Genomic DNA, 23,665 nt, shown 5'->3' with positions numbered 1-23,665 from the left:
CCGCGCCGGCGTGTCTCGTTTTTTCCTCCGTAGTGTAAATGATGACCAATCCCGCTCTTGCTTCTGCGCCCTCGCGCCCCCTGTTCTACCGGCTGTTTGTGGTGCTGGCGCTGCTGCAGCTGCCGCTGGCCCTCTACCTGTACAGTCAGTGGCAAAACACCCAGCAACAAAACCTTCAGCTCGCCCGCCAGCTTGAACAGCAGCAGCGCAGCCAGCAGCAGCAGCTCAAGCGCATCGGCCAGCGCCTGGGCCAGTTGCAGGCGGATCTGGGCCAGTTGACGGCGGTAGGCCAGCGGCTGGTGAACGATTACGATCTGGGCGACGAGATCAGCCTGCAACGGCTGGATCCCAACCTGCTCAAGCGACCTTTCAACGGTTTTGCCGAGCTGCATCAGGGACTGGCCCAGTTGGCGGAACAGAGCCGGGAATACGGCATGACCCTGGCTGCCCTTGAATCTCTGTTGCTTAATCTCCATATAAACGAGATTACCCAGATCCAGGGGCATCCGGTGCCCGATGGCCGCGGCCGTCTCAGCTCCGGCTTCGGCCAGCGGCGGGATCCCTTCACCGGCCGGACCCGCTGGCACAAGGGCGTGGATTTTTCCGGTAAACTGGGACAGCCGATCGCCGCCACCGCCGCCGGCGTGGTCAGCACAGTCGATCATCATCCCGCTTTCGGCGGCCTGGTTGAGATCAATCATGGCCAGGGCTGGGTAACCCGTTATGCTCATGTGGATACCAAGCTGGTCGAGGTGGGCCAGTATGTGGAACAGGGCCAGCATATCGCCCTGATGGGGCGGACCGGTCGGGCGACCGGGGTCCATTTGCATTATGAAGTACTGAAAGGGAACAAGCAGCTGGATCCGGCGCGCTTCTTGCCCAACTAGTTTTCGGCTCCACCGGGGTGGAGCCTTGTCTTCCAACATCACTATTGGCCAAGCATGATTACCAAACTCTTCACCAAGATAATAGGCAGCCGTAACGACAGAACCCTCAAGCGGCTGCGAAAAGTTGTCAACGAAATCAATGCCATGGAGCCCAAGTTCGAGGCCCTGTCCGATGCCGAGCTGCAGGCCAAGACCGCCGAGTTCCGTGCCCGGCTGGAGCAGGGGGAAAGCCTCGAGCAATTGCTGCCGGAAGCGTTCGCCACGGTACGCGAGGCCTCCAAGCGGATCTTCGAGATGCGTCACTTCGACGTACAGATGATCGGCGGCATGGTGCTGCACCACAACCAGATCGCGGAAATGAAGACCGGGGAAGGCAAGACCCTGACCGGGACCCTGCCGGTCTACCTCAACGCCCTGACCGGCCGCGGCGTACACGTGGTGACGGTGAACGACTACCTGGCGCGCCGGGACGCCGAAGGCAACCGGCCGCTGTTCGAGTTCCTCGGCCTGACCGTGGGCTGCAACCTGCCGGGCATGAGCCACCAGGAGAAGCGGGATGCCTATGCCTGCGACATCACCTATGGCACCAACAACGAATTCGGCTTCGATTACCTGCGCGACAACATGGCCTTCACCCCCCAGCAACGGGTGCAGCGTCCCCTCTATTACGCCCTGGTGGACGAGGTGGACTCGGTGCTGATCGACGAGGCCCGTACCCCGCTCATCATCTCCGGCCCGGCGGAAGACAGTTCCGAACTCTATATGCGTGTCAACACCCTGATCCCCAGGCTGGTCAAGCAGGACAAGGAAGACACCGAGGAATACACCGGTGACGGCCACTATACGGTGGACGAGAAGAACAAGCAGGCCCTGCTCACCGAGAACGGCCAGATCTTCGTGGAGGAAGAACTCAAGCGCATGGGCCTGCTGGCGGAGGAGGACTCCCTGTTTTCCGCCGGCAACATCACCCTGTTGGCCCACGTCAACGCCGGCCTGCGCGCCCACACCCTGTTCGAGCGCAACGTGGACTACATAGTGCAGGACAACGAGGTGATCATCGTCGATGAACACACCGGACGCACCATGCCGGGCCGGCGCTGGTCCGAGGGTCTGCACCAGGCGGTGGAGGCCAAGGAGGGGGTCAAGATCCAGAACGAGAACCAGACCCTGGCCTCGATCACCTTCCAGAACTATTTCCGCCTGTACGAGAAGCTGGCGGGCATGACGGGGACCGCCGATACCGAAGCCTTCGAGTTCCAGCATATCTACGGCCTGGAGACGGTGGTGATCCCCACCAACAGGCCCATGGTCCGCAAGGACATGGGGGATCTGGTGTACCTCACCGCCGCCGAGAAGTACAAGGCCATCGTCGCCGACATCAAGGACTGTGTCGAGCGGGGCCAGCCGGTGCTGGTAGGCACGGTTTCCATTGAGAACTCCGAGCTGCTGTCCCACATCCTCAAGCAGGAAGGCATCAAGCACCAGGTGCTCAACGCCAAGTTCCACGCCAAGGAGGCGGAGATCATCGCCCAGGCCGGCCGGGCCGGCACCGTGACCATCGCCACCAACATGGCGGGCCGGGGCACCGACATCGTGCTGGGGGGCAACTGGTTGGCGGAGATAGAGGCCTTGGACAACCCCACGCCGGAGCAGAGCGCCGCCATCAAGGCCGACTGGCAGCAGCGCCACCAGGCGGTGATCACGGCCGGTGGTTTGCACATCATCGGCACCGAGCGGCACGAGTCGCGCCGTATCGACAACCAGTTGCGGGGACGGGCGGGCCGTCAGGGCGATCCGGGTTCCAGCCGTTTCTACCTGTCGATGGAGGACGCCCTGATGCGGATTTTCGCCTCCGAGCGGGTCACCACCATGATGAAGAAGCTGGGCATGGAAGAGGGCGAGGCCATCGAACACCCCTGGGTGACCCGGGCCATCGAAAACGCCCAGCGCAAGGTGGAAACCCGCAACTTCGATATCCGCAAGAACCTGCTGGAATTCGACGACGTGGCCAACGACCAGCGCAAGGTGGTGTACGAGCAGCGTAACGAGCTGCTGGATTCCGGTGACATCAAGGAGACCATAGACGTCATCCGCGACGACGTGTTCAACACCGTTATCGACGAATATATCCCACCCCAGTCGCTGGAGGAAATGTGGGATGTGCCCGGCTTGGAGCAGCGGCTGAAGGGAGATTTCGCCCTGGAGCTGCCCATCGGTGACTGGCTCAAGCAGGATGAGCGGCTGCACGACGAGCAACTGCGCGAGCGTATCCTGGCGGCGGCGGCCCAGGCCTATGTCGACAAGGAGGCCGTAGTGGGGGCGCCGGTGCTGCGCCAGTTCGAGACGTCGGTGATGCTGCAGACGCTGGACACCCTGTGGAAGGAGCACCTGGCGGCCATGGATCACCTGCGCCAGGGCATCCACCTGCGCGGCTATGCCCAGAAGAACCCCAAACAGGAATACAAGCGCGAGTCCTACGAGCTGTTCACCCAGTTGCTGGACAACCTCAAGCGGGAGGTGGTCAGTATCCTCAGCCGGGTACGGGTGCAGACCCAGGAAGAAGTGGAGGCGGCGGAAGCCAAGCGGCGCGAGGCGGCCGAGCGCCTGCCCCAGAGCTACAGCCACGCCGAGGCGGAAAACCCCCTGGCAGAAGGCCAGCCGGTCAGGGCGGCAAGCCCGCAGGCGGGTGCCGAGGCGGCGCCGTTCGTGCGGGAAGGGGAGAAGATCGGTCGCAACGATCCCTGTCCCTGTGGTTCGGGCAAGAAATACAAGCAGTGCCACGGCAAGCTGAGCTGAGCCCTTTCCGCCATCGAAGAAGCCGCCTCCGGGCGGCTTCTTCGTTCCCGGCTCCGGCGGCGACGGCGTCATCTGTATGTTTCACTTTGATTACAATTGGCGCATAATTGGTGGAATTATGTATCCAATTATGTTTACTTTTATATCAGGGGTGGGAGAACAGAATGACGGGCAATTTGACCCTCAAGGCCATTATCCGGCTGATTTTCGGGGTGGTGCTGACCTTTGCGCTGGTGTTGAGCGGCGTCCTCTATCTGCTGCTGCAGTCCCAGCAGGGTGTCCAGCAGGCCCAGCAGAAACGCTTCGATTATTTCAATTCCGCCAACCTGCTGCGGATCATGTCCTCGGAATTGTCCTCACGGATCCGGAACTATGTGTCAACCAGTTCGGATCGAGAGCTGGCCGCCTATCACAATGTGCTGGCCATGACCGAGGGGAAGCGTCCCCGAGTCGATGGCAGGACCCTCTCCAATGAGCAGATGCTGCGGGACATGGATCTGAAGCCAGAGGAGCAGACGCTGCTGGAAAAGGGGCGGCAGGCTACCCTCACCATGGCCCGGCTGGAAGACGAGGCGATCCGGCTGATGGTCGCCGGCCATGCCCAGGAAGCCCGGCAGAAAGTCTTCAACACCTCCTATGATCAGCAGCGCGATCTGATGCTGGAGTCGGTGAACCAGTTCATCACCTCGCTGCTGCAGCGGCTGGATCGGGACATCGCCGCCGCCCAGGAGCGGAACCGGCTGATGATCGCGGTCATGGTGGCCATGTCCCTGCTGTTGGTGCTGCTCAGCCTGGCCCTGGGCTGGGCCCTGCAGCGCGCCGTACTGCAACCCCTGGGGGCCGAGCCCGGCGAGATGGCGCGGGTGGCGACCAGCATCGCCGCCGGCGATCTCAGCCTGCGTTTCGCCCCCGGCACCGAGGGCGTCTATGCCCGGCTGCACCATATGACCGACAAGCTGCGCGAGTTGATTGGCCAGATCAACCAGTCCAGCGCCAGCCTGGCCTCGGCGGCGGAGGAGACTTCGGCGGTGTCGCTGCAAACCAGCAGCAACCTGGGGCGCCAGCAGCAGGATACCGAGCAGGTGGCCACCGCCATCAACCAGATGTCCGCCACCGTGCAGGAAGTGTCCCATAACACCGGCCAGGCGGCCGAATCCGCCCGTTTCGCTCATGAGGCGGCCGAACAGGGCAAACGGGTGGTCCAGCAGACGGTCGCCTCCATTACCCGGCTGGCGGAGGACGTGGCCTCCACCGGCCAGGTGGTGCAGTCCCTGTCCGACAGCAGCACCCGGATAAGCTCGGTGGTGCAGGTGATCCAGGAGATTGCCGACAGAACCAACCTGCTGGCGCTGAACGCCGCCATCGAGGCGGCCCGGGCCGGCGAGCAGGGGCGGGGGTTCGCGGTGGTGGCCGAGGAGGTGCGCAACCTGGCGGCCCAGACCCAGCAGTCGTCCCAGGAGATAGTGGCCACCATCACCCGGCTGCAGACGGACGCGGAGCAGGCCATGTCCGCCATGGTCAACGGCCGCGGCCAGGCTGAGCAGACGGTGGTCCAGGCGCGGGAGGCGGAGCAGGCCCTGGAGCATATCAGCCGGGCGGTGCAGACCATCCACGACATGAACACCCAAATCGCCAGCGCCGTGGACCAGCAGGCGGCTGTCACCGAGGACATCAGCCGCAATATCTCCAATATCCACGCCATGGGCGGGGAGACCGCGGCCGGCGCCGAGCAGACCGCCAGCGCCAGCCGCGAACTGGCCCAGCTGGCCGAACAACTGCAGCTGGCGGTGCAGGGCTTCCGCCTGGAGCGGGGCGAGCCCGGGCTGTCCTGATCGGCACAGGCCGAGGCGGGTACGCCCGCCTCGGCCTGCCCCGACCAGGGCGACCGGCCTTGTTCCCTCCGGGTCCCCTCAGTATACTGCTGCCTCTCTTAACGCGAGGTTCCTTCATGTTGAAGTTGCTGCGGCTGCTAGTGCTGGCCCTGGCCATGATAGTGGTCTTTGTACTGGGCACCCTGTTGTGTCTGCTGCGTCCCCGTCATCCCAACAACGTCTACCTGCTCGGCAGGCTGTTCCACAAGGCCTGTCCCCTGGTGGGACTCAAGGTCAGGATCCGTGGGCTGGAACATGTCGCGGGGCTCGAGTCGGCGGTTTATATCGCCAACCACCAGAGTAACTGGGACATCATCGTCCACCCGGGGGTGGTGATGCCGCGCACCGTAGCCATCGGTAAGAAGGCACTGTTCTGGCTCCCGTTGTTCGGCCAGTTGTTCTGGTTGAGCGGCAACCTGCTGATCAACCGGGAGAACAAGGCCAAGGCCGCCGGCACCATAGGCACGGTGGTGGACAAGATTCGCCACAAGCGCATGTCGATCTGGATGTTCCCCGAGGGGACCCGCAGTCAGGGCAAGGGCCTCTTGCCGTTCAAGACCGGCGCCTTTCACATCGCCCTGCAGGCCCGGGTGCCCATCGTCCCCATCGCCTGCTCCAGCTATTTCGGCCAGGTGGATCTGAACCGCTGGGACAACGGCGAGGTGCTGATCGAGATCATGCCGCCCATCGATGTCGAGCCGTACGAGCCGGCCCAGCTGCGCGAGCTGCTCAAGCACAGCCGCCAGCTGATTGCTGATCGCATTCAGGCACTGGACAGCGAAGCGCGCCGTCCCTAAGTTTTTTCCACCCCGTAGCCGGCCCAGGAGCCCCATATGACTGAACAGCAAGACTGGCGGGAAGAAACCCGCGAGATTATCGCCTCCCTGCTGGAGGACGGCAGCAACCCGGATGCGGAATACACCATAGAGCATCATTTCTCCGGCCAGGACTTCAACCGCCTGGAGAAGGCGGCGGTGGACTGTTTCAAGGCCGGCTTCGAGGTGACCGACGCCGAGGAGCTGACCCTGGAGCGGGGCCAGGTGCTGCTCTGCTTCGACGCGGTGAAGGACGGCCCCCTGACCGAGGAAGCCATCATGGCCCAGGTGGAACAACTGCTGCCCATCGCCGCCAGGTACGGCATCGAATACGACGGCTGGGGCACCTACTTCGAGGAGTGATCAGCCCTGGGCGGCATCGGTTTCCCGCACCAGGAGCCTGAGCCGCAGGCCCAGTCCGGTGGAGGCGATAGGGGTAACGAAGCGCAACGGCAGTGTCCAGCGCTGACTCCTGTCCGCGGCATGGCGCCACCGTAGCCGCTTTGTGGCGCAGTGCAAGGGGATTTTTATCGTTCCGCTCCCGGTGGGCGGCCTCTCCATTGTCTACCCTTATCCAAGACAGTATGGAAAAAGGAGAGCGCCATGGACCGGGCCCGCACCCTACCTCTGTATTTCTTGTTGGCCAGCCTGTTCGGGCTGAACGGCTGCAGCGAGTTCCAGGCCCGGCTGGGCCGGCATCTGCTGCCGGAGCCCCCGGAGCTGGTGGTGGAGGCCTTGCCCCCTGGCTATGATCCCGCCGCCCCTCGCGCGCCTTATGAGGGTCCCCACGCCTCCCTGGTGCCCCTGGATCTGTCCGGCTTCGATTTTCCCATATTACCGGGGCAGGTGGGACCGGTGGATACCTCGCTCGGCCCCCTGCAATATCCCTTCGCCTGCAACACCGAGGATTCGGATCTGGGCCAGCCCCTGGTGGACAACCGGGAGGGCATCGGCATGCCGGTATTCGAGGAGCGGGACGGGGTCAAGGACAAGCAAAGCCTGCTCGGGCACAGCAAGGACTGCCTGCTGCCGACCCGGGTGGACTACTTCTACAAGGTGGAAGGGCGTGACGACTTCAAGCCCTGGCCCGATGAGGAGATGCCGGAGGATATGGCCTGGCTGGACTGGCAGGGCAGCCGCATTCCCTTCGTGCTCAGGGTGGAGCGGGGGACCATCAATCGCTTCATCTACGTGCTCGCCATGCTGGCCGATCCGCGGGCGCCGGTGTCCGACACGCACAGTCCCTACTGGAATAAAAAGCTCATCTATCACTTCAAGGGCGGAGTGGGCATCGGCAAGCGCCAGGGCAAGATGAGCCTGGGCAGGGTGGGCAGCCGGCTGATCACCCAGCTGGCCCAGGGCTACGCCCTGGCCGGCTCCAGCGGCAACGTCACCAGCAACCACTACAACATGTGGCTGGCGGCCAACACCGCCGAGATGGTCAAGGCCCAGTTTGTGGCCCGTTACGGCCAGCCCGACTACACCGTCGGTATCGGCGGCTCCGGCGGTGCCGTGCAACAGTACCTGTTTGCCCAGAACAAGCCCGGCCTGCTCGATGCCCTCATTCCCCAGTACAGCTACCCGGACATGATCACCCAGAGCATCTGGGCGCTCGACTGCGAGTTGTTTGAATACTACTTCGACGTCACCGCCCGGGATAACCAGCGCTGGCAGGCGCAGGAAAACCGCGGCCTGGTGATGGGAGTGGCGGCCAGCAGCGAGGTGGAGCACGAATTCAAGAAATACTACCGCTGGGCGCGGATGGCCGGTTTTGGCCTGCGCCTGCCCAGCCTGCCGCCGGGAGCGACCGAGTGCTCCAAGAGCTGGCGCGGGCTGGCTCCCCTGACCAACAACCCCCACTATTCCCACCGGGCCCATCATTACGCTCCGGCGGTGGCCAAGGGAGAGCGTTTCAGCCATTGGCACGATTTGGCCCATGTCTACGGGGTGGACGAAAACGGCTATGCCTACCGCACCCACGATAACACCGGGGTCCAGTATGGCCTGGATGCGCTGCGACAGGGACAGATAAGTCCGGCGGAATTCTTTCACCTCAATGCCAATATCGGCAGTTGGAAGGCACCCAAGGACATGGTGCAGGAAAGGCTCTGGGTGCTGACCGGCGACGACAGCCTGGCGGGGGTTTCCATTTGGAGCGATCACAACATGCAGAAGACCCCGGGCAGCCCGGTTCCGCTCAGGGTATTCGAGCGGAACCAGGTGGGGCTGGTCAAGACCGCGCCCCGCAGCCGGGGGGACATGGCCGCCATGGCCGCCGCCTACCGTTCCGGCCATGTGTTCCTCGGGGATATCGATATTCCGGTGATCGATCTGCGCCACTATCTGGACAACGAGCTCGACATGCACCATTCCTACGCCACCCTGTCATCCTGGCTGCGGATCAGGGCGGCCCGGGGCAACACCGACAACATGGTGATCTGGCAGAGCGGTAAACCCTACAACCCCAGCGACAAAGCCTTCGAGGTGTTGGACGAATGGCTGACCACGGGGCAAAGGCCGGCCTCGGCCCGGGATGCTTGCTGGACCGACACCGGCGAGCTGATCGCCGAGGGCGAGGAGGTGTGGAACGGCGCTTGGCGGGGTGATCCGAACACCGGTGCCTGCCTGGCCCATTATCCTCCCTACCGGTCGCCCCGCAACGTGGCCGGCGCGCCGCTCACCGGCGAGCTGTTCAAGTGCGCCCTGATCCCGGTGGAAGAGGCGATCGTCCGGGGCTTCTACGGCGATCTCGACATGCGCCCCCACTTGGCCATGCTGGAAAAGGTGTTCCCCGAAGGGGTATGCGACTACAGCCGGGGCGATGTGGCGCGCCCGTCGGACGCTGAGCTGGGGCTGGCGTCCGTGCTATAGTGGCGTCATGCGAGAAGCCGGAGAACACGCGAGTGGAGCAAAGCGAAGAGGCGCACGCCCTGTTGTGGGACGAATACAAATACCGCCATGATCATATCTGGAAGAAGCTGTTCCAGATCACCATTGCCGTCGTGCTGCTGGGGGCCGTGCCCTACCTAAAACCCGAGATCACCCGGGTGCTCAAGGGCTGGATCCTGATCGCGCCGTTGCTCGGTACCGTGCTGGCGCTGATCACCCTGTTCCTGATGCACTTCGAGCTGGGCCTGTTCGCCAGGATTGCCGCCGCCCACCGCCGGCACCAGGAGGAGATCGGCCTGATCCGCCACGGGCCGCATCACTATTTCCGTTACCTGGTGATGACTTATGTCGGTTTCCTGTTCCTGGTCAGCCTGGCCAACGTGGCCGTGGTGCGGCTGTTGTGGCTGGGGCAGGTGGCCTGAATCAGAAGCAGTGGCGGGCGCGGAAATGATGTTCCCCCGCGGCCATCTCATTGCGGATGGCGGCAAGTACCGCCGGCGAGATCTGGCCGCCGTCCGCCTCGAAAGTACTACACAGTTTGAGGGTGCGGCGGATATCCACCCTGTGGCCCAGGTACTCGAACACCACTCGGGTGCAGCTGGGAATGCGCTCGCCGCTGGCCGAGGCGCCCAGGCGCAGGCCACTGAGCCTGCCTACCCGGCTCTTGAAGGTGGGGATAAGGATGGTCTGGGTCAACTGGTTGCAGGTCAGCGACTCGTAGTCCACCAGGAAGATGCGATCCGTCAGCAGGTGGGCCATGCCCAAATATTTGCTGTGGTAGACCCGTTCGCCGGGGCTCTGCTGCAGCCGTTCGGTGCGCTGGTAGTAGACGCGGCCGTTCCGTTTCTCCAGGCACACCAGGTTGCGCAGTATCTTGCCCGGGAAGGCCATCGAATAGTGGTATTCGAAGTAATAGCCCAGGTACTTGTCCAGCCCCTGGGAGTTGGCCTGCAGCAGATCCAGGTGGCGGTATTCCGGATGCTCCTCCGCCTCTTCCCGCGGCCGGGGCCGCACCTGGATCAGCAGCTCGAACTGGCTGTGGGGCATCAGGATCTCGTGCTCCTCCACCCCGAAGAAGTCGCACAACCGGCGCAGGCTGTGGGCCGAGGGCTTGTAGCGCCCGCTCAGGTAGCGGTTGAACTGGGGCCGGTTGACCTTGAGCTTGCGGCACACCTCGGCCACCGACTTGTAGTAGCTGCACAGCAGGCGCAGGTTCTTGGCGAAATCGTGATGCATGGGGACTCCGGGAAAACTGCGCCCAGTGTACCCAAAGTCGGCTTCCTGCAACAGAGTGCGCCTGTATCTGATTGATGCAGCCAGTGCGTCAGACAGCGCCACTTTGCTACAAGGCGCCAAATTCCCTGCCGGCCCCCGTTGTTGCTGTAATAACCGCACTGAATCCAGATGCGGACAGCAGGCAGCCGGGTTCCGAACCGGTAATGGCAGGATACAGCTAAGCCGACCGTGACATGCCAGGGATGGCATGTCCGAGCCTACAGGGATGTACTTGTGGCGTGTCGGCGTGCTGTGCCTGCCAGTACCATTACCGGACAGACAGACGACTTTGTGGGGATACTTCCAAATGCAAACACGTACCGAATATGATCTTCTGGGTGAACAACAGGTGCCGGCTGAGGCCTGGTACGGTATCCAGACCCAGCGCGCCAAACAGAACTTCAACATCACCGGCGTGCCCATCAGCCACTTCCCCGAACTGATCCGGGCCCTGGCCATGGTCAAGGCCGCCGCCGCCCGCGCCAACCACCAGCTCGGCCTGCTGCCCGAGCACAAGGCCGGGGCCATCGAGGCCGCCTGCGCCGACATCATCCGCGGCGAGCTGCACGACCAGTTCATCGTGGATCTGATCCAGGGCGGTGCCGGCACCTCCACCAACATGAACGCCAACGAGGTTATCGCCAACCTGGCCCTGAGCAAACTGGGGCACGAGCGCGGCCGGTACAAGGAACTGCACCCCAACAACGACGTCAACTGCTCCCAATCCACCAACGACGCCTATCCCACCGCCGCCCGCCTGGCCATCGTGTTCGCCGCCCAGCCACTGAAAGAGGCCATTGCCGGCCTGCAGCACAGCCTGGCCGACAAGGGCCGGGAATTCGCCCATATCCTCAAGATGGGCCGCACCCAGCTGCAGGACGCCGTGCCCATGACCCTGGGCCAGGAGTTTGAGGCTTTCGCCGTCAACCTGGGCGAGGAAGAGGCGCGCATCGACGATGCATGCCGCCTGCTGTGCGAGGTCAACCTGGGCGGTACCGCCATCGGCACCGGCATCAACGCCCATCCGCGTTACGCCCGGCTGGCGGTGAACGAGCTGGCCGACATCACCGAGCTGCCGGTGAGCCTGGCCGGCAACCTGGTGGAAGCGACCTCCGACATGGGCGCCTTCGTCACCTTTTCCAGCGTGCTCAAGCGGCTGGCGGTCAAGCTGTCCAAACTCAGCAACGACCTGCGCCTGCTGTCCAGCGGCCCGCGCACCGGCCTGGGCGAGATCAGCCTGCCGGCCATGCAGCCCGGCTCCTCCATCATGCCCGGCAAGGTCAACCCGGTGATCCCCGAGGCCATGAACCAGACCGCCTTCCAGGTCATCGGCGCCGACCTGGCGGTGACCCTGGCCGCCGAGGCAGGCCAGCTGCAGCTCAACGCCATGGAGCCGCTGATCATCTACAACCTGCTCAACAGCTGCCGCATGCTGGGCGAGGCCATCCGCATGCTGGACGAGCGCTGCGTGCGCGGCATTCAGGCCAACGAAGCTCAGTGTGCCAGCCATGTTGCGAACAGCATCGGCATCGTCACCGCCCTGGTACCCCATATCGGCTACGACAATGCCAGCCGTATCGCCGGCCAGGCGCTGCTGAGCGGGGCCGGCGTGGCCGAGCTGGTGCGGAAGGAAGGGCTCTTGAGCGAGGCGCAACTGGCCGCCATCCTGAGCCCGGCGGCCATGGTCGCGCCGGTGGAGGCCTGAGATGGGACGGGTACTGATACTGCATACCGGCGGCACCATCGGCTGCCGGGCCACCCCTGACGGACACAAGCCGGATCCGGAGTTCGCCCGGCTGCTGCGCCGGCGGCTGGCGGACAGCGGCGAGCCCGAGCTGCCCGAGTTCGACGTGATCGAGCTGCACCAGCTCATCGACAGCGCCAACCTGACCCCGGCCCACTGGTCCCAAATCGCCGGCCTGCTGGTGATCCACTGGCAGGACTACGACGGCTTCCTGGTGCTGCACGGCACCGACACCATGGCCTACAGCGCGGCGGCGTTGTCTTTCATGCTGCCGGGGCAGGATAAGCCGGTGATCTTCACCGGCTCCCAGATCCCCCTGTCGGAGCGACGCAGCGACGGCCTGGACAATGTCATCAACGGCCTGCACCTGTGCCAACGGCCGGGGCTGGCCGAGGTGTGCATCTACTTCAACGGCCGGCTGCTGCGGGGCAACCGCACCACCAAGCTCAAGGCCACCGAACTGGATGCCTTCGCCTCGCCCAACCATCCCCCCCTGGGGGTGGCCGGCATCCGCCTGGAGCCGGAGCCCGGCCTGCTGCTGCCGCCGACGCCACTGTGCTTCCGCATCCCCGAGTTCGACCCCGAGGCGGTGACGGTGCTCAGCCTCTACCCGGGCATCAGCGCCCGGGCCGCCCGGGCCCTGCTCGACGACGAGCGGGTGCGCGGTGCCGTCATGCTGAGTTTCGGGGTGGGCAATCCGCCCGATGCCAACACCGAACTGATGCAGGTGCTGGCGGCGGCGGTGGAGCGGGGCCAGGTCATCGTCAACCGCACCCATTGCCTCTACGGCAAGGTGGATCAGGGCACCTATGCCACCGGCAACAGTCTAAACCGCATAGGTGTGATCCCGGGCGGCGACCTGACCCTGGAGGCGGCCTTCGCCAAGCTGCACTACCTGCTGGCGATGGAAACCGATCCCGTGCGGGTGCGCGAGCTGATGCTCCGGCCCCTGCGCGGCGAGATGAGCGGCTGAGACGCGACAGTAACCTGCACAGGGCGATGGCGGTGGCTGGGCGACGGGGCGCCTGGTGGATACAATCAGGATCAGGTGCCGGCGAGGCGAACAGACACAGCCGAGGTAATGACCATGGTTATCAAGATGAAAATGATGAGTGGGGTACTGGCCGCCGTCCTGTTGCTGGGCCTGTCGGCCTGTGCCAACATGTCCGAACGTGAACGCAACACCGCCATCGGCGCCGGTGTCGGCGGCGTGGCCGGCTCCGTGCTCACCGGCGGCAGCACCACCGGTACCCTGGGCGGTGCCGTGGTGGGCGGGGTGATCGGCAACCAGATCGAGACCAAGGACAAGAAGTAATACTCATACCGGGCACGGCGGGGCCCGAGCCCCGTCGCCTCCTTCCGCCACGCCCACCGGGCGAATTTCGGCGCAAGAATCGGAGTGCCGGTCGGTGCCGGCGGGGCTACAGTGAGGGTGTCATCCCACACAAAGGACCCAGCCCATGACCCGTTGCCATGCCGAGAGCGCCGAAGACATCACCCAGGATCCCCGCTGGGCCGCGATGCAGGCCCGGGATCCGGCCGCCGACGGCCGTTTCTGCTACGGAGTGATCACCACCGGCGTCTATTGCCGTCCCACCTGCCCGTCGCGCCGGGCCAGGCCCGAACACGTCCGTTTCTATGACTCGGCCGCGGCGGCCGAGGCGGCGGGGTTCCGGCCCTGCCGGCGCTGCCGGCCGGAGCAGGCGGCCCCGGCCGGCGTACAGGCGCAGGTCACGGCCCTGTGCCGCTATATCGAGCAGGCGGACCGTATCCCCACCCTGGCCGAGCTGGCGGCCTACGCCAGACTCAGCCCCTGGTATCTGCAGCGGCTGTTCAAGGCCGGTACCGGGCTCAGCCCCAGGGCCTATGCCCAGGCCTGCCGGGCGGAGCGGGTGCGGCGGGCGTTGACGCAGGAGTCGAGCGTGACCGAAGCCATCTTCGAGGCCGGCTACGGCGCCGGCAGCCGTTTCTACGAAGAAGCCGACCAACTGCTGGGCATGCCCCCCGGGCGCTACCGCGCCGGCGGGGCCGGGGCCGAGATCCGCTTCGCCATCGGCCAGTGCAGCCTGGGGGCCATACTGGTGGCGATGAGCGACAAGGGCATCTGCGCCATCCTGCTGGGGGACGATGCCGAGGCCTTGCTGCGGGAGTTGCAGGATCGCTTTTCCGCCGCCCGGCTGATCGGTGGCGACGGGGATTTCGAACAAAAGGTGGCACTGGTGGTGGGCTTTGTGGAGAGTCCCGGCCAGGAGCTGGATCTGCCGCTCGATATCCGCGGCACCGTCTTTCAGCAGAAGGTCTGGCAGGCCCTGAGGCAGATACCGGCGGGGGAGACCATCAGCTACACCGAGCTGGCCCGGCGCATCGGCCAGCCGCGGGCGGTGCGGGCCGTGGCCGGGGCCTGCGCCGCCAATGCCCTGGCGGTGGCCATTCCCTGCCACCGGGTGGTGCGCAGCGATGGCGGCCTGTCCGGCTACCGCTGGGGCATAGCCCGCAAGCGGCAACTGCTGGCGCGGGAGGCCGAGTCAGCAGAAGACGACTGAGCCTTCAGTAGGCTTTTTCCCCCAGGGAGTTGCCGGGCGGGTGGTAGTGGCATACCAGGATCAGCTTGCCGTCGCAGACCGAGCTGGCGCAGCCCAGCTCCCGGGTGGAGGGCCAGATCATCTGGGTGTAATGGCCCACCACCGGTGCCAACGCCCGGGTCAGCGGCTGGCCCGCATAGTCTCTTTTTTCTTCTTCCCAGGCGCGGACCCCGTCCAGCTCGTCGTAAACGCCTTGGGTACCCATAAAGAGGTTTTCACCAAAGCCCGAGCCCTGGCTGTGCTCCAGGGTGCAGCGCCGGGCCAGCGTCTCGGCCCAGCGTGCGGCCTGTTCGGTGGCGCGCGCCGACCATCCCAGGGGCGCCGCCCCCACCTCGGCGCGGGCGGCGTTGTGGGCCGCCAGCAGTGCCCGGCGCTGGTCCTGGGTGAGGGGAGCGGGGCCCGGCAGCCCGGTAGCCGGCGGGTAGGCGGGGGCCATGGCGGTGCCGGACCTAAGGGGGAGCATACTCGCCGGGCCGCCACAGGCGGTCAGCAGCAGGGTCAGCAGGCTGAGATGGACGAGGCGCATAAGGCGGCTCCGCAGCAGGGATCCAGACCCTAAGTGTATCGGGCGCGAATAAAAAGCGCCCATCGGCGGGCGCTTTCAGAAGGATGATGGTCCTCCGGATTGGCAGGAAATACCCATGCCCAGAAAGGAGGAAAAAGGGTCCACTCCGCCGACCGTCACATGCCAGGGATGGCATGTGCGAGCGTACAGGGATGTATTTACAGCGTGTCGGCGGAGTGGGCTCTTTGGCCGATTGCATCGGTCATGACAAGCGGTCTAGTGAACAGCCGGAACAAAGCGCCCATCGGCGGGCGCTTTGTGGTTCAGGGGGAGGTGATCAGAGGCTTGCGATCTGCTCGCGCTGAGCCTGCAGCTTGGCCAGGGTGGCCTGGTAATCGGCCAGCTTCTCCTGCTCCTTGGCCACCACCTCGGCGGGGGCCTTGGCGACAAAGCCCTGGTTGTTCAGCTTGCCTTCCAGCCGCTTGATTTCACCGCCGACCTTGTCCAGCTCCTTCTGCAGGCGCGCCAGCTCGGCGTCCTTGTCGATCAGGCCGGCCATGGGCAGCAGCAGCTCGGTGTCGCCGATCAACTGCTTGGTGGACACCGGTGCTTCTTCATCGGCGGCCAGCAGGGTGATGCTGTCGAGCTTCGCCATGGCCTTGAGGAAGGCGTCGTTGTCGGTGGCGCGGCGGGCGTCGTCGCCGGCCGGGCGCAGCAGCACGCTCAGTGCCTGGGCGGGGGGGATGTTCATCTCGGCACGCAGGTTGCGGATGGACACGATAAAGCGCTTCACCCACTCCAGATCCGCCATCGCCTGCTGGTCTTCCAGCGCCGCATCCAGTTCGGGGTAGGCGGCCAGCATGATGGTGTCGCCGGCGCGGCCGGCCAGCGGGGCCACCCGCTGCCAGATTTCCTCGGTGATGAAGGGCATGATGGGGTGGGCCAGGCGCAGCAGGGTCTCCAGCACCTCGATCAGGGTCTTGCGGGTGGCGCGCTGCTCGGCCTCGGAGCCGTGCCACAGCACCGGCTTGGTCAGCTCCAGGTACCAGTCGCAGAACTGGTTCCAGATGAACTCGTAGAGGGCGTTGGCGGCCCGGTCGAAGCGGTAGCTGTCGAGCGCACTGCGTACGTCCCTGATGGTGACCTGCAACTGGGCCTGGATCCAGCGATCCGCCAGCGAATACTGCAGTTCGCCGCCGTCCTGGCCGCAGTCCTGCTGCTCGGTGTTCATCAGCACATAACGGGAGGCGTTCCACAGTTTGTTGCAGAAATTGCGGTAGCCGTCCAGGCGCTTCATGTCCCAGTTGATGTCCCGGCCGGTGGAGGCCATGGCGCAGAGGGTGAAGCGCAGGGCGTCGGTGCCGTGGGGCTCGATGCCGTCCGGGAACTCCCTGCGGGTGTTCTTCTCGATCTTGGCGGCCAGCTGGGGCTGCATCATGTTGCCGGTGCGCTTGGCCACCAGCGATTCCAGATCGATGCCGTCGATCATGTCGAGCGGATCCAGCACGTTGCCCTTGGACTTGGACATCTTGTCGCCGTTCTCGTCGCGGATCAGGCCGGTGACGTAGACGGTCTTGAAGGGCACCTGGGGCTTGCCGTGCTCATCCTTGAGGAAGTGCATGGTCATCATGATCATGCGTGCCACCCAGAAGAAGATGATGTCGAAGCCGGTGACCAGCACGCTGGAGGGGTGGAAGGTCTCGAGCTCCGGGGTCTGCTCCGGCCAGCCCAGGGTGGAGAAGGTCCACAGCGCCGAGCTGAACCAGGTGTCGAGCACGTCTTCGTCCTGGCGCAGGGCCACGTCATCGCCCAGCCGGTGGGCGGCGCGCACCTCGGCCTCATCCCGGCCCACATAGACCTGGCCGTTGTCGTCGTACCAGGCGGGGATACGGTGGCCCCACCACAGCTGGCGGGAGATGCACCAGTCCTGAATGTCGCGCATCCAGGAGAAATACATGTTCTCGTACTGCTTGGGCACGAACTGGATGTCGCCGTCCTCCACCGCCTGGGTGGCCACGGCGGCCAGGGGGGCGGCGCGCACGTACCACTGGTCGGTGAGCATGGGCTCGATCACCACGCCGCCCCGGTCGCCGTAGGGCACGGTCAGCTCGTGATCCTTGACCCCGTCGAGCAGACCCAACTGCTCCAGCTCGGTCACCACGGCGGTGCGGGCTTGGTAACGGTCGAGGCCCCGGAACTGGACGGGCAGCTCGGCGCCGTAGGCGTCGGACGGCTCGCCCTTGGTGGTGAACACCTCGGCCTGGTCGCGGATCTCGGCGTTGAGGGTGAGCACGTTGATCATCGGCAGGCCATGGCGCTTGCCCACCTCGTAGTCGTTGAAGTCGTGGGCAGGGGTGATCTTGACGCAGCCGGTGCCCTTTTCCATGTCGGCGTGCTCGTCGCCCACGATGGGAATGCGGCGGTTGACGATGGGCAGGATGATGTCCTTGCCGATCAGGTCCTTATAGCGCGGATCTTCCGGGTTCACCGCCACCGCGGTGTCGCCCAGCATGGTCTCGGGACGGGTGGTGGCCACCACCAGGTAATCCTTGCCGTCGGCGGTCTTGACACCGTCGGCCAGGGGGTAGCGGAAGTGCCACATGTGGCCCTTCAGCTCGCGGTTTTCCACCTCCAGATCGGAGATGGCGGTGTGCAGCTTGGGATCCCAGTTCACCAGCCGTTTGCCGCGGTAGATGAGGTCGTCCTCGTACAGGCGCACGAACACTTCCTTCACCGCGTTGGACAGGCCCTCGTCCATGGTGAAGCGCTCGCGCTCCCAGTCCACCGAGGCGCCCAGACGGCGCAGCTGGCGGGTGATGGTGCCGCCGGATTCCTGCTTCCACTCCCAGATCTTGTCGATAAAGGCGTCGCGGCCGTAGTCGTGGCGGCTCTTGCCCTCTTCGGCGGCGATCTTGCGTTCCACCACCATCTGGGTGGCGATGCCGGCGTGGTCGGTGCCCACCTGCCACAGGGTGTTCTTGCCCTGCATGCGCTGGTAGCGGATCAGGGTGTCCATGATGGAGTCCTGGAAGGCGTGGCCCATGTGCAGGCTGCCGGTCACGTTGGGCGGCGGTATCATGATGCTGTAGGCATCTTTGCGGGTGTCGCCGTGGGCCTTGAAGTAGCCCTTGCTTTCCCATTGCTGGTACAGGGCCTGCTCGATGGCGTTGGGATTAAACGTCTTGTCCATGGTGTTATGCGTCTTCAGTTTGGGATGGTGCAGGCGCGGTGGTCAGGTCGAAACCGGCCTGCCGATAGGCTTTGAAGCGTGCGCGGGCCAGTTGCTTGCCGGCCTCGTCGGACGGCACGAAGTCGGCCAACTGGTTGAAACGCCGGGCAAAGGCCGGCGCTTGTGGGTTAAGGTTGATCAGCAGCGCCCGGCCCTGATGCGGTGCCTGCCAGCCGATCACCACGGGGGCGCCCTGACGGGGGCCCTCGCCCTGCAGATTGTGGGCCACGAAGCTGTCGGGCGACTGTTGCCAGAGCAGCTCATCCAGCGCTTCGGCCTGGGCCTGGTCGCGAGTATGGATGAACACGCCCAGCCCCTGGCGATAGGCGTCGGTCGCCAGCCGGCATGCCAGCTGCTCCGGCGCATCGGGGCCGGTATGGTCCGGCAACAGATAGAAACAGCCCTGGCTCATGCTCATTCTTCGGTGTTGTTAATGCCGGCCCGGTTCAGCAGGAACTGGGTCAGCAGGGGCACCGGGCGGCCGGTGGCGCCCTTGTCCTTGCCGCTCTTCCAGGCGGTGCCGGCCACATCCAGGTGCGCCCAGTTGTACTTCTTGGTGAAGCGGCTGAGGAAGCAGGCGGCGGTGATGGTGCCCGCAGGGCGGCCGCCGATGTTGGCCATGTCGGCGAAGGGACTTTCCAACTGCTCCTGGTATTCGTCGTTCATGGGCAGGCGCCAGGCCCGGTCACCGGCCTGCTCGGAGGCGTTGAGCAGCTCGTGGGCCAGGGGGTTGTGATTGGCCAGCAGCCCCGAGGTGTGGTGGCCCAGAGCGATGATGCAGGCGCCGGTGAGGGTGGCCACGTCCACCACCGCTTCCGGCTCGAAGCGTTCGATGAAGGTCAGGGCATCGCACAGCACCAGGCGGCCTTCGGCATCGGTGTTGAGCACTTCCACCGTCTGGCCGGACATGGTGGTGAGAATGTCACCGGGGCGATAGGCGTTGCCGTCGGGCATGTTCTCGCAGCCGGCCAGCACCGCCACCACGTTGATCGGCAGTTGCAGCTCGGCCAGGGCATGCAGGGTGCCCAGCACCGAGGCGGCACCGCCCATGTCATACTTCATTTCATCCATGCCCTCGGCGGGCTTGAGCGAGATGCCGCCGGCGTCGAAGGTCAGGCCCTTGCCCACCAGGGCGATGGGGCGGGCACTGGGGTCCGGATGGCCCTTGTATTCGATCACCGACATCATGGCCTCATTGTGGGAGCCGCGGGCCACCGCCAGGTAGGCGTTCATGCCGAGTTCGGCCATTTCTTCCTCGCCGATCACCCGGGTACTGATGTTGTCGTAGGCATCGGCCAGCTGGCGCGCCTGGGAAGCCAGGTAGGCGGGGTTGCACACATTGGGGGGCATGTTGGCCACGTCCCGGCAGATGCGTACGCCCTTGGCCACGGCCAGGCCGTGCTGGATGGCGCGCTCGCCGATGGTCAGCTCCCGTCGCGTGGGCACGTTGAACACCAGCTTACGCAACGGGCGGCGTGGTTCGGCCTTGTTGGTCTTGAACTGATCGAAGCTGTACAGGCTGGCCTGGGTGGTTTCCACCGCCTGGCGCACCTTCCAGTAGGTGTCGCGTCCCTTGACATGAAGCTCGGTGAGGAAACACACCGCCTCCATGGAGCCGGTTTCGTTCAGGGTGCTGATGGTCTTCCTGATGATCTGCTTGTACTGGCGTTCGTCGAGCTCGCGCTCCTTGCCGCAGCCCACCAGCAGCACCCGCTCGCCCAGTACGCCGGGCACCTGGTGCAGCAACAGCATCTGGCCGGCTTTGCCTTCCAGATCGCCCCGCCGGAGCAGGGAGCTGATGTAACCGTCGCTGATCTTGTCCAGCTGTTCGGCCACCGGCGACAACCGGCGGGGTTCGAAGACGCCGACCACGATGCAGGCGCTGCGCTGTTTTTCGGGGCTACCGCTTTTGACACTGAACTCCATGGATTCTCCTACAGCCTGAAGACAATGGGCGCCAGATGAACGATAATGAGGGCCATCGCCAAGGCGCCGATCTTCGCGTACTTAATATGCGAAAATCGTGATTTTACGCTTATTGTTAAGCGTTTCCATTAAAAAAGACAAGTTTACACTGGGATTAACGGTGATTGCATTCCGCTATTTGTTTCGGGAAACCCTGAAGACGCAGCTGGCCGTGTTGTTCGTCCTGCTGCTCATCTTCGTCAGCCAGAATTTCATCGAGGTGCTGGGTGATGCTGCCAGTGGCGACATTCCGGGCGCCCTGGTGGGCAAGCTGCTGCTGCTCAACCTGCCGGAAATGGCGACCCTGATGCTGCCTGTCAGCCTGTTCATCGGCATCCTGTTCGCCCATGGCCGGCTCTATGCCGAAAGCGAAATGACGGTGATGAAGGCGGTGGGCATGGGGCCGAGCAAGATCATGAAGGCGACCCTGGTGCTGGCACTGCTGTGGACAGTGGTGGCTCTGTTCAATTCGCTCTGGCTCAACCCCTGGGCCAAGGGACAGGTGTACCGGATACTGGAAGAAGTCAAGGCCGACCCCGGTTTCGCCGTGCTGCGCCAGGCCCGTTTCATGAGCCTGGACGGCGGGCGTATCGTGGCCTACGTGGAAACGCTGGACGAAGACGATGAGGGCAACCGTCTGAACCGGTTGTTCGTGGTTCAGCGGGGGCAGGCTCAGCAGGCGCCCGCCATAGTGGTGGCCGACGGTGGCCGCATCCATGAGCGCGCCGGCGGCCAGTGGCTGACCCTGGAAGAAGGGCGGCGCTACAGCGGCACACCGGGTAGCCGCCAGTTTGACGTGGCCGAGTTCGACGAATACAGCGCCTATATCCGGCCGTCGGAAGTGGGGGAGGTGCAAAGCCGGAGCGAGGCACTCGACAGCCTGGCACTGTGGCGCTCCGATGAGCTGGCTCACCGGGTCGAGCTGCAGTGGCGGCTGGTACTGCCGTTGTCCATGCTGGTACTGACCCTGGTGGTGGTGCCGCTGGCGGTGGTCAATCCGCGTCAGGGACGCTACGCCAAGCTGTTGCCGGCGATTTTGCTGTACCTGGCTTACTTTCTTCTGCAGAGCGCTGCCCGTTCGGCGGTGACGGGGAGCAGCCTGCCCACTGTTCCCGGCCTTTATCTGGTTCCGCTCGGCTTCCTGCTGCTGGTGGCGGTTCCCCTCAACCTGGTGGAAACCGCCTGGTGGAACCGGACCCGTGAACAATTCCAACGGAGCAAGGCGGCCTGATGTTCAGTATCCTCGATCGCTACATCGGCCGCACCGTGCTGATGTCCATCCTGCTGTGCGAGCTGACCCTGGTGGGTCTGTCCGCCATCATCCGCTATGTGGAGCAACTGCGCAGCGTGGGCGAGGGCAGCTATACCCTGCTGACCGCCTTTTACTATGTGCTGCTGTCCATGCCCAAGGAAATCGTGCTGTTCTTCCCCATCGCCGCCCTGCTGGGGGGCCTGATTGGCCTGGGGCAGCTGGCCAGCTCGAGTGAACTGGTGGTGATGCAGGCTTCCGGCAGTTCCCGCTTCAACATCGTCACCAGTGCCCTGAAAACGGCGCTGCCCCTGATGCTGGTGATCATGCTGGTGGGGGAATTCGTGGCGCCGGTCACCAAGTTGGCGGCGGACGACCTGCGCACCCAGTCCCGTTCCGACGGCCAGGTGGTGCTGTCGGTGCATGGAGTCTGGGCCAAGGACGGCGAGGCCTATATCAATATCGGCCAGGCCCGGCGCGACGGCACCCTGAGCAACATCACCCTCTATTATTTTGATGATGACATGCAGCTCGATCGCATTACCCAGGCGGCGCAAGCCGAGTACAGGGACAATCAGTGGCAGCTGCTCAATGTGACCGATACCCTGTTCAATCACGGGGTGGCGGTGACCACCGAGCAGCAGGCGGCCCGGGGCTGGCACTCCAGCCTGACCCCGGAAAAGCTGGGGGTGGTGGCGATAGACCCCGATGAGCTGTCGATGCGCGGCCTGTGGGAGTACCAGGCCTATCTGAAGGAAAGCGGCCAGGACGGCAGCCGCTATGCCCTGGAATTCTGGCGCAAGGCGCTGCAACCGGTGATGGTGATGGCCATGATGCTGCTGGCCTCCTCCTTCGTGTTCGGGGCCCTTCGCAGCGTGACCATGGGCGCCCGCCTGCTGCTGGGCATACTGTTCGGTTTCGGCTTCTACGTGGCCAACGAGGTGTTCGGTCCCATCAGCCTGGTCTATGAGGTGCCGCCGGTGATCGGGGCCCTGGGGCCCAGCCTGTCGTTTATCGGGGTGGCGCTGTTTCTGCTGAATCGCCGGGCCTAGGCGTGAGGGGATAGGTGTGAGGGGATCTCCTCACCCCTCACGTACGTATCAATCCCGGCTCAACAACTGCCGGTTCTGCTCCTTGGTCAGCACCACCACCTCACAACCGGCGATCTTGTCCTGCAGTGCCAGCCTGGTGCCCGGATTGAGCCAGACCCAGACATTGCCCAGCCCCAGCAGGGCGCTGGCGGCCCGCACCAGGGCCTGGGTCAGGGTCAAACGGCAACCGTCGGTGTTCTGCACCCTCAGCCGCCAGGCGCGCATGCCGATGGTCTGGCCGCTGGTATGCCAGAACCAGCAATAGAAACCCAGCACCACGCTGAGCAGGTAGAGGCTGTACAGCCGGCTGGCGCCGAGCAGGGCGGCGGTGTCCTGGTGCCGGCCCAGCTCGATCCAGCCGAGGGTCAGGGCCAGTTGGACCAGGCCGAAACCGACAAAGCCGGCCACCATCAACAGCGCCGCCACCACCAGTACGTCGTACAGCCAGGCCCCGAGGCGACGCATCACACCCGCCCTGGGCAGGCCTACATAAGAAGAAACCAAGGCAAAGCACCCCCGTTGGCAAAAAGTGGCCGCATTCTAGCAAAAGCGGTGACGGGGGGTAACCTGCGGCGGGCGGGTAATTAATGGGCAATCATCCGGCCATATTCAGAATCTGCTTGCGGGCCCTGGGCGGATACGTATAATGCAAGCCGCTCACCCTGGTGAGCCTACCAAGGTGGCAGTGTGATGGAATTGGTAGACATGAGTGATTCAAAATCACTTGCCTTCGGGCGTGCCGGTTCGAGTCCGGCCACTGCTACCAC

At 64.5% G+C, this 23,665-nt stretch carries 19 protein-coding genes and 1 tRNA gene; 14 read left to right on the top strand and 6 right to left on the bottom strand.

The features are described 5' to 3' along the window. Positions 1–38: 38 nt before the first annotated feature. The 7 genes from ACT7DK_RS17225 to ACT7DK_RS17195 all read left to right on the top strand — a co-directional run bounded on the left by ACT7DK_RS17225 (position 39) and on the right by ACT7DK_RS17195 (position 9,680). On the top strand, positions 39–887 hold the full coding sequence (locus tag ACT7DK_RS17225; protein ID WP_445401312.1) for a M23 family metallopeptidase: 849 nt from the start codon (positions 39–41) through the stop codon (positions 885–887). Between the two features lie 54 nt (positions 888–941). Further along, on the top strand, positions 942–3,683 hold the full coding sequence (gene secA, locus ACT7DK_RS17220; protein WP_445401310.1) for a preprotein translocase subunit SecA: 2,742 nt from the start codon (positions 942–944) through the stop codon (positions 3,681–3,683). Positions 3,684–3,847: 164 nt separating this feature from the next. After that, the gene (locus tag ACT7DK_RS17215; protein ID WP_445401308.1) at positions 3,848–5,515 is read left to right on the top strand and encodes a methyl-accepting chemotaxis protein; all 1,668 of its coding nucleotides are present in this window, start codon (positions 3,848–3,850) and stop codon (positions 5,513–5,515) included. Positions 5,516–5,631: 116 nt separating this feature from the next. After that, on the top strand, positions 5,632–6,351 hold the full coding sequence (locus tag ACT7DK_RS17210) for a 1-acylglycerol-3-phosphate O-acyltransferase (protein ID WP_445401306.1): 720 nt from the start codon (positions 5,632–5,634) through the stop codon (positions 6,349–6,351). Between the two features lie 36 nt (positions 6,352–6,387). Then, entirely contained in the window at positions 6,388–6,732 is a 345-nt protein-coding gene (gene rraB / locus ACT7DK_RS17205; protein ID WP_445401304.1) for a ribonuclease E inhibitor RraB, read from the top strand. A gap of 240 nt (positions 6,733–6,972) precedes the next feature. Then, positions 6,973–9,240, top strand: a complete 2,268-nt coding sequence (locus tag ACT7DK_RS17200; protein ID WP_445401302.1) for a DUF6351 family protein — start codon at positions 6,973–6,975, stop codon at positions 9,238–9,240. Positions 9,241–9,272: 32 nt separating this feature from the next. Beyond that, on the top strand, positions 9,273–9,680 hold the full coding sequence (locus ACT7DK_RS17195; RefSeq protein WP_445401300.1) for a hypothetical protein: 408 nt from the start codon (positions 9,273–9,275) through the stop codon (positions 9,678–9,680). A gap of 1 nt (position 9,681) precedes the next feature. Here the strand turns inward: ACT7DK_RS17195 and ACT7DK_RS17190 are convergent, their stop codons facing one another. Next, entirely contained in the window at positions 9,682–10,494 is an 813-nt protein-coding gene (locus ACT7DK_RS17190) for a helix-turn-helix domain-containing protein (RefSeq protein ID WP_445401298.1), read from the bottom strand. Positions 10,495–10,840: 346 nt separating this feature from the next. Between ACT7DK_RS17190 and ACT7DK_RS17185 the strand changes: the two genes are divergently transcribed. The 4 genes from ACT7DK_RS17185 (at position 10,841) to ada (ending at position 14,820) form a co-directional block, all read left to right on the top strand. Further along, a complete protein-coding gene (locus ACT7DK_RS17185; protein ID WP_445401296.1) occupies positions 10,841–12,238 on the top strand; it encodes an aspartate ammonia-lyase in 1,398 nt (465 codons plus the stop codon). 1 nt (position 12,239) lies between these two features. Beyond that, on the top strand, positions 12,240–13,250 hold the full coding sequence (locus ACT7DK_RS17180) for an asparaginase domain-containing protein (RefSeq protein ID WP_445401294.1): 1,011 nt from the start codon (positions 12,240–12,242) through the stop codon (positions 13,248–13,250). 126 nt (positions 13,251–13,376) lie between these two features. Then, a complete protein-coding gene (locus tag ACT7DK_RS17175) occupies positions 13,377–13,592 on the top strand; it encodes a glycine zipper 2TM domain-containing protein (RefSeq protein ID WP_445401292.1) in 216 nt (71 codons plus the stop codon). A 145-nt stretch (positions 13,593–13,737) separates the two neighbouring features. Next, on the top strand, positions 13,738–14,820 hold the full coding sequence (ada, locus tag ACT7DK_RS17170; protein WP_445401290.1) for a bifunctional DNA-binding transcriptional regulator/O6-methylguanine-DNA methyltransferase Ada: 1,083 nt from the start codon (positions 13,738–13,740) through the stop codon (positions 14,818–14,820). A gap of 4 nt (positions 14,821–14,824) precedes the next feature. On the opposite strand, the gene ACT7DK_RS17165 is transcribed toward ada, so the two are convergent. The 4 genes from ACT7DK_RS17165 to pepA all read right to left on the bottom strand — a co-directional run bounded on the left by ACT7DK_RS17165 (position 14,825) and on the right by pepA (position 20,519). Beyond that, positions 14,825–15,385, bottom strand: a complete 561-nt coding sequence (locus ACT7DK_RS17165; RefSeq protein WP_445401288.1) for a CAP domain-containing protein — start codon at positions 15,383–15,385, stop codon at positions 14,825–14,827. Between the two features lie 316 nt (positions 15,386–15,701). Further along, positions 15,702–18,554, bottom strand: coding sequence for a valine--tRNA ligase (locus ACT7DK_RS17160; RefSeq protein ID WP_445401286.1), 2,853 nt, complete (start codon positions 18,552–18,554; stop codon positions 15,702–15,704). A gap of 4 nt (positions 18,555–18,558) precedes the next feature. Next, positions 18,559–19,005, bottom strand: a complete 447-nt coding sequence (locus ACT7DK_RS17155; protein ID WP_445401282.1) for a DNA polymerase III subunit chi — start codon at positions 19,003–19,005, stop codon at positions 18,559–18,561. Positions 19,006–19,007: 2 nt separating this feature from the next. Next, positions 19,008–20,519 (bottom strand): leucyl aminopeptidase, encoded by a 1,512-nt coding sequence (gene pepA, locus ACT7DK_RS17150; RefSeq protein WP_445401280.1) that lies wholly within the window; start codon positions 20,517–20,519, stop codon positions 19,008–19,010. Between the two features lie 160 nt (positions 20,520–20,679). Between pepA and lptF the strand changes: the two genes are divergently transcribed. Together lptF and lptG are read left to right on the top strand one after the other, a co-directional pair. Then, complete coding sequence (lptF, locus tag ACT7DK_RS17145) at positions 20,680–21,789, top strand: LPS export ABC transporter permease LptF (RefSeq protein ID WP_445401278.1); 1,110 nt, start codon at positions 20,680–20,682, stop codon at positions 21,787–21,789. Beyond that, on the top strand, positions 21,789–22,859 hold the full coding sequence (lptG, locus tag ACT7DK_RS17140) for an LPS export ABC transporter permease LptG (protein WP_445401276.1): 1,071 nt from the start codon (positions 21,789–21,791) through the stop codon (positions 22,857–22,859). Before lptF ends, lptG begins: the two co-directional genes overlap by 1 nt. 48 nt (positions 22,860–22,907) lie before the next feature. Here the strand turns inward: lptG and ACT7DK_RS17135 are convergent, their stop codons facing one another. After that, on the bottom strand, positions 22,908–23,363 hold the full coding sequence (locus ACT7DK_RS17135) for an RDD family protein (protein WP_445401274.1): 456 nt from the start codon (positions 23,361–23,363) through the stop codon (positions 22,908–22,910). 216 nt (positions 23,364–23,579) lie between these two features. Between ACT7DK_RS17135 and ACT7DK_RS17130 the strand changes: the two genes are divergently transcribed. Next, positions 23,580–23,664, top strand: a tRNA-Leu gene (locus ACT7DK_RS17130). Position 23,665: the final 1 nt, after the last annotated feature.

The organism is Zobellella sp. An-6, from assembly GCF_052487945.1.
This window is presented reverse-complemented; position numbering and strand designations above follow the sequence as displayed.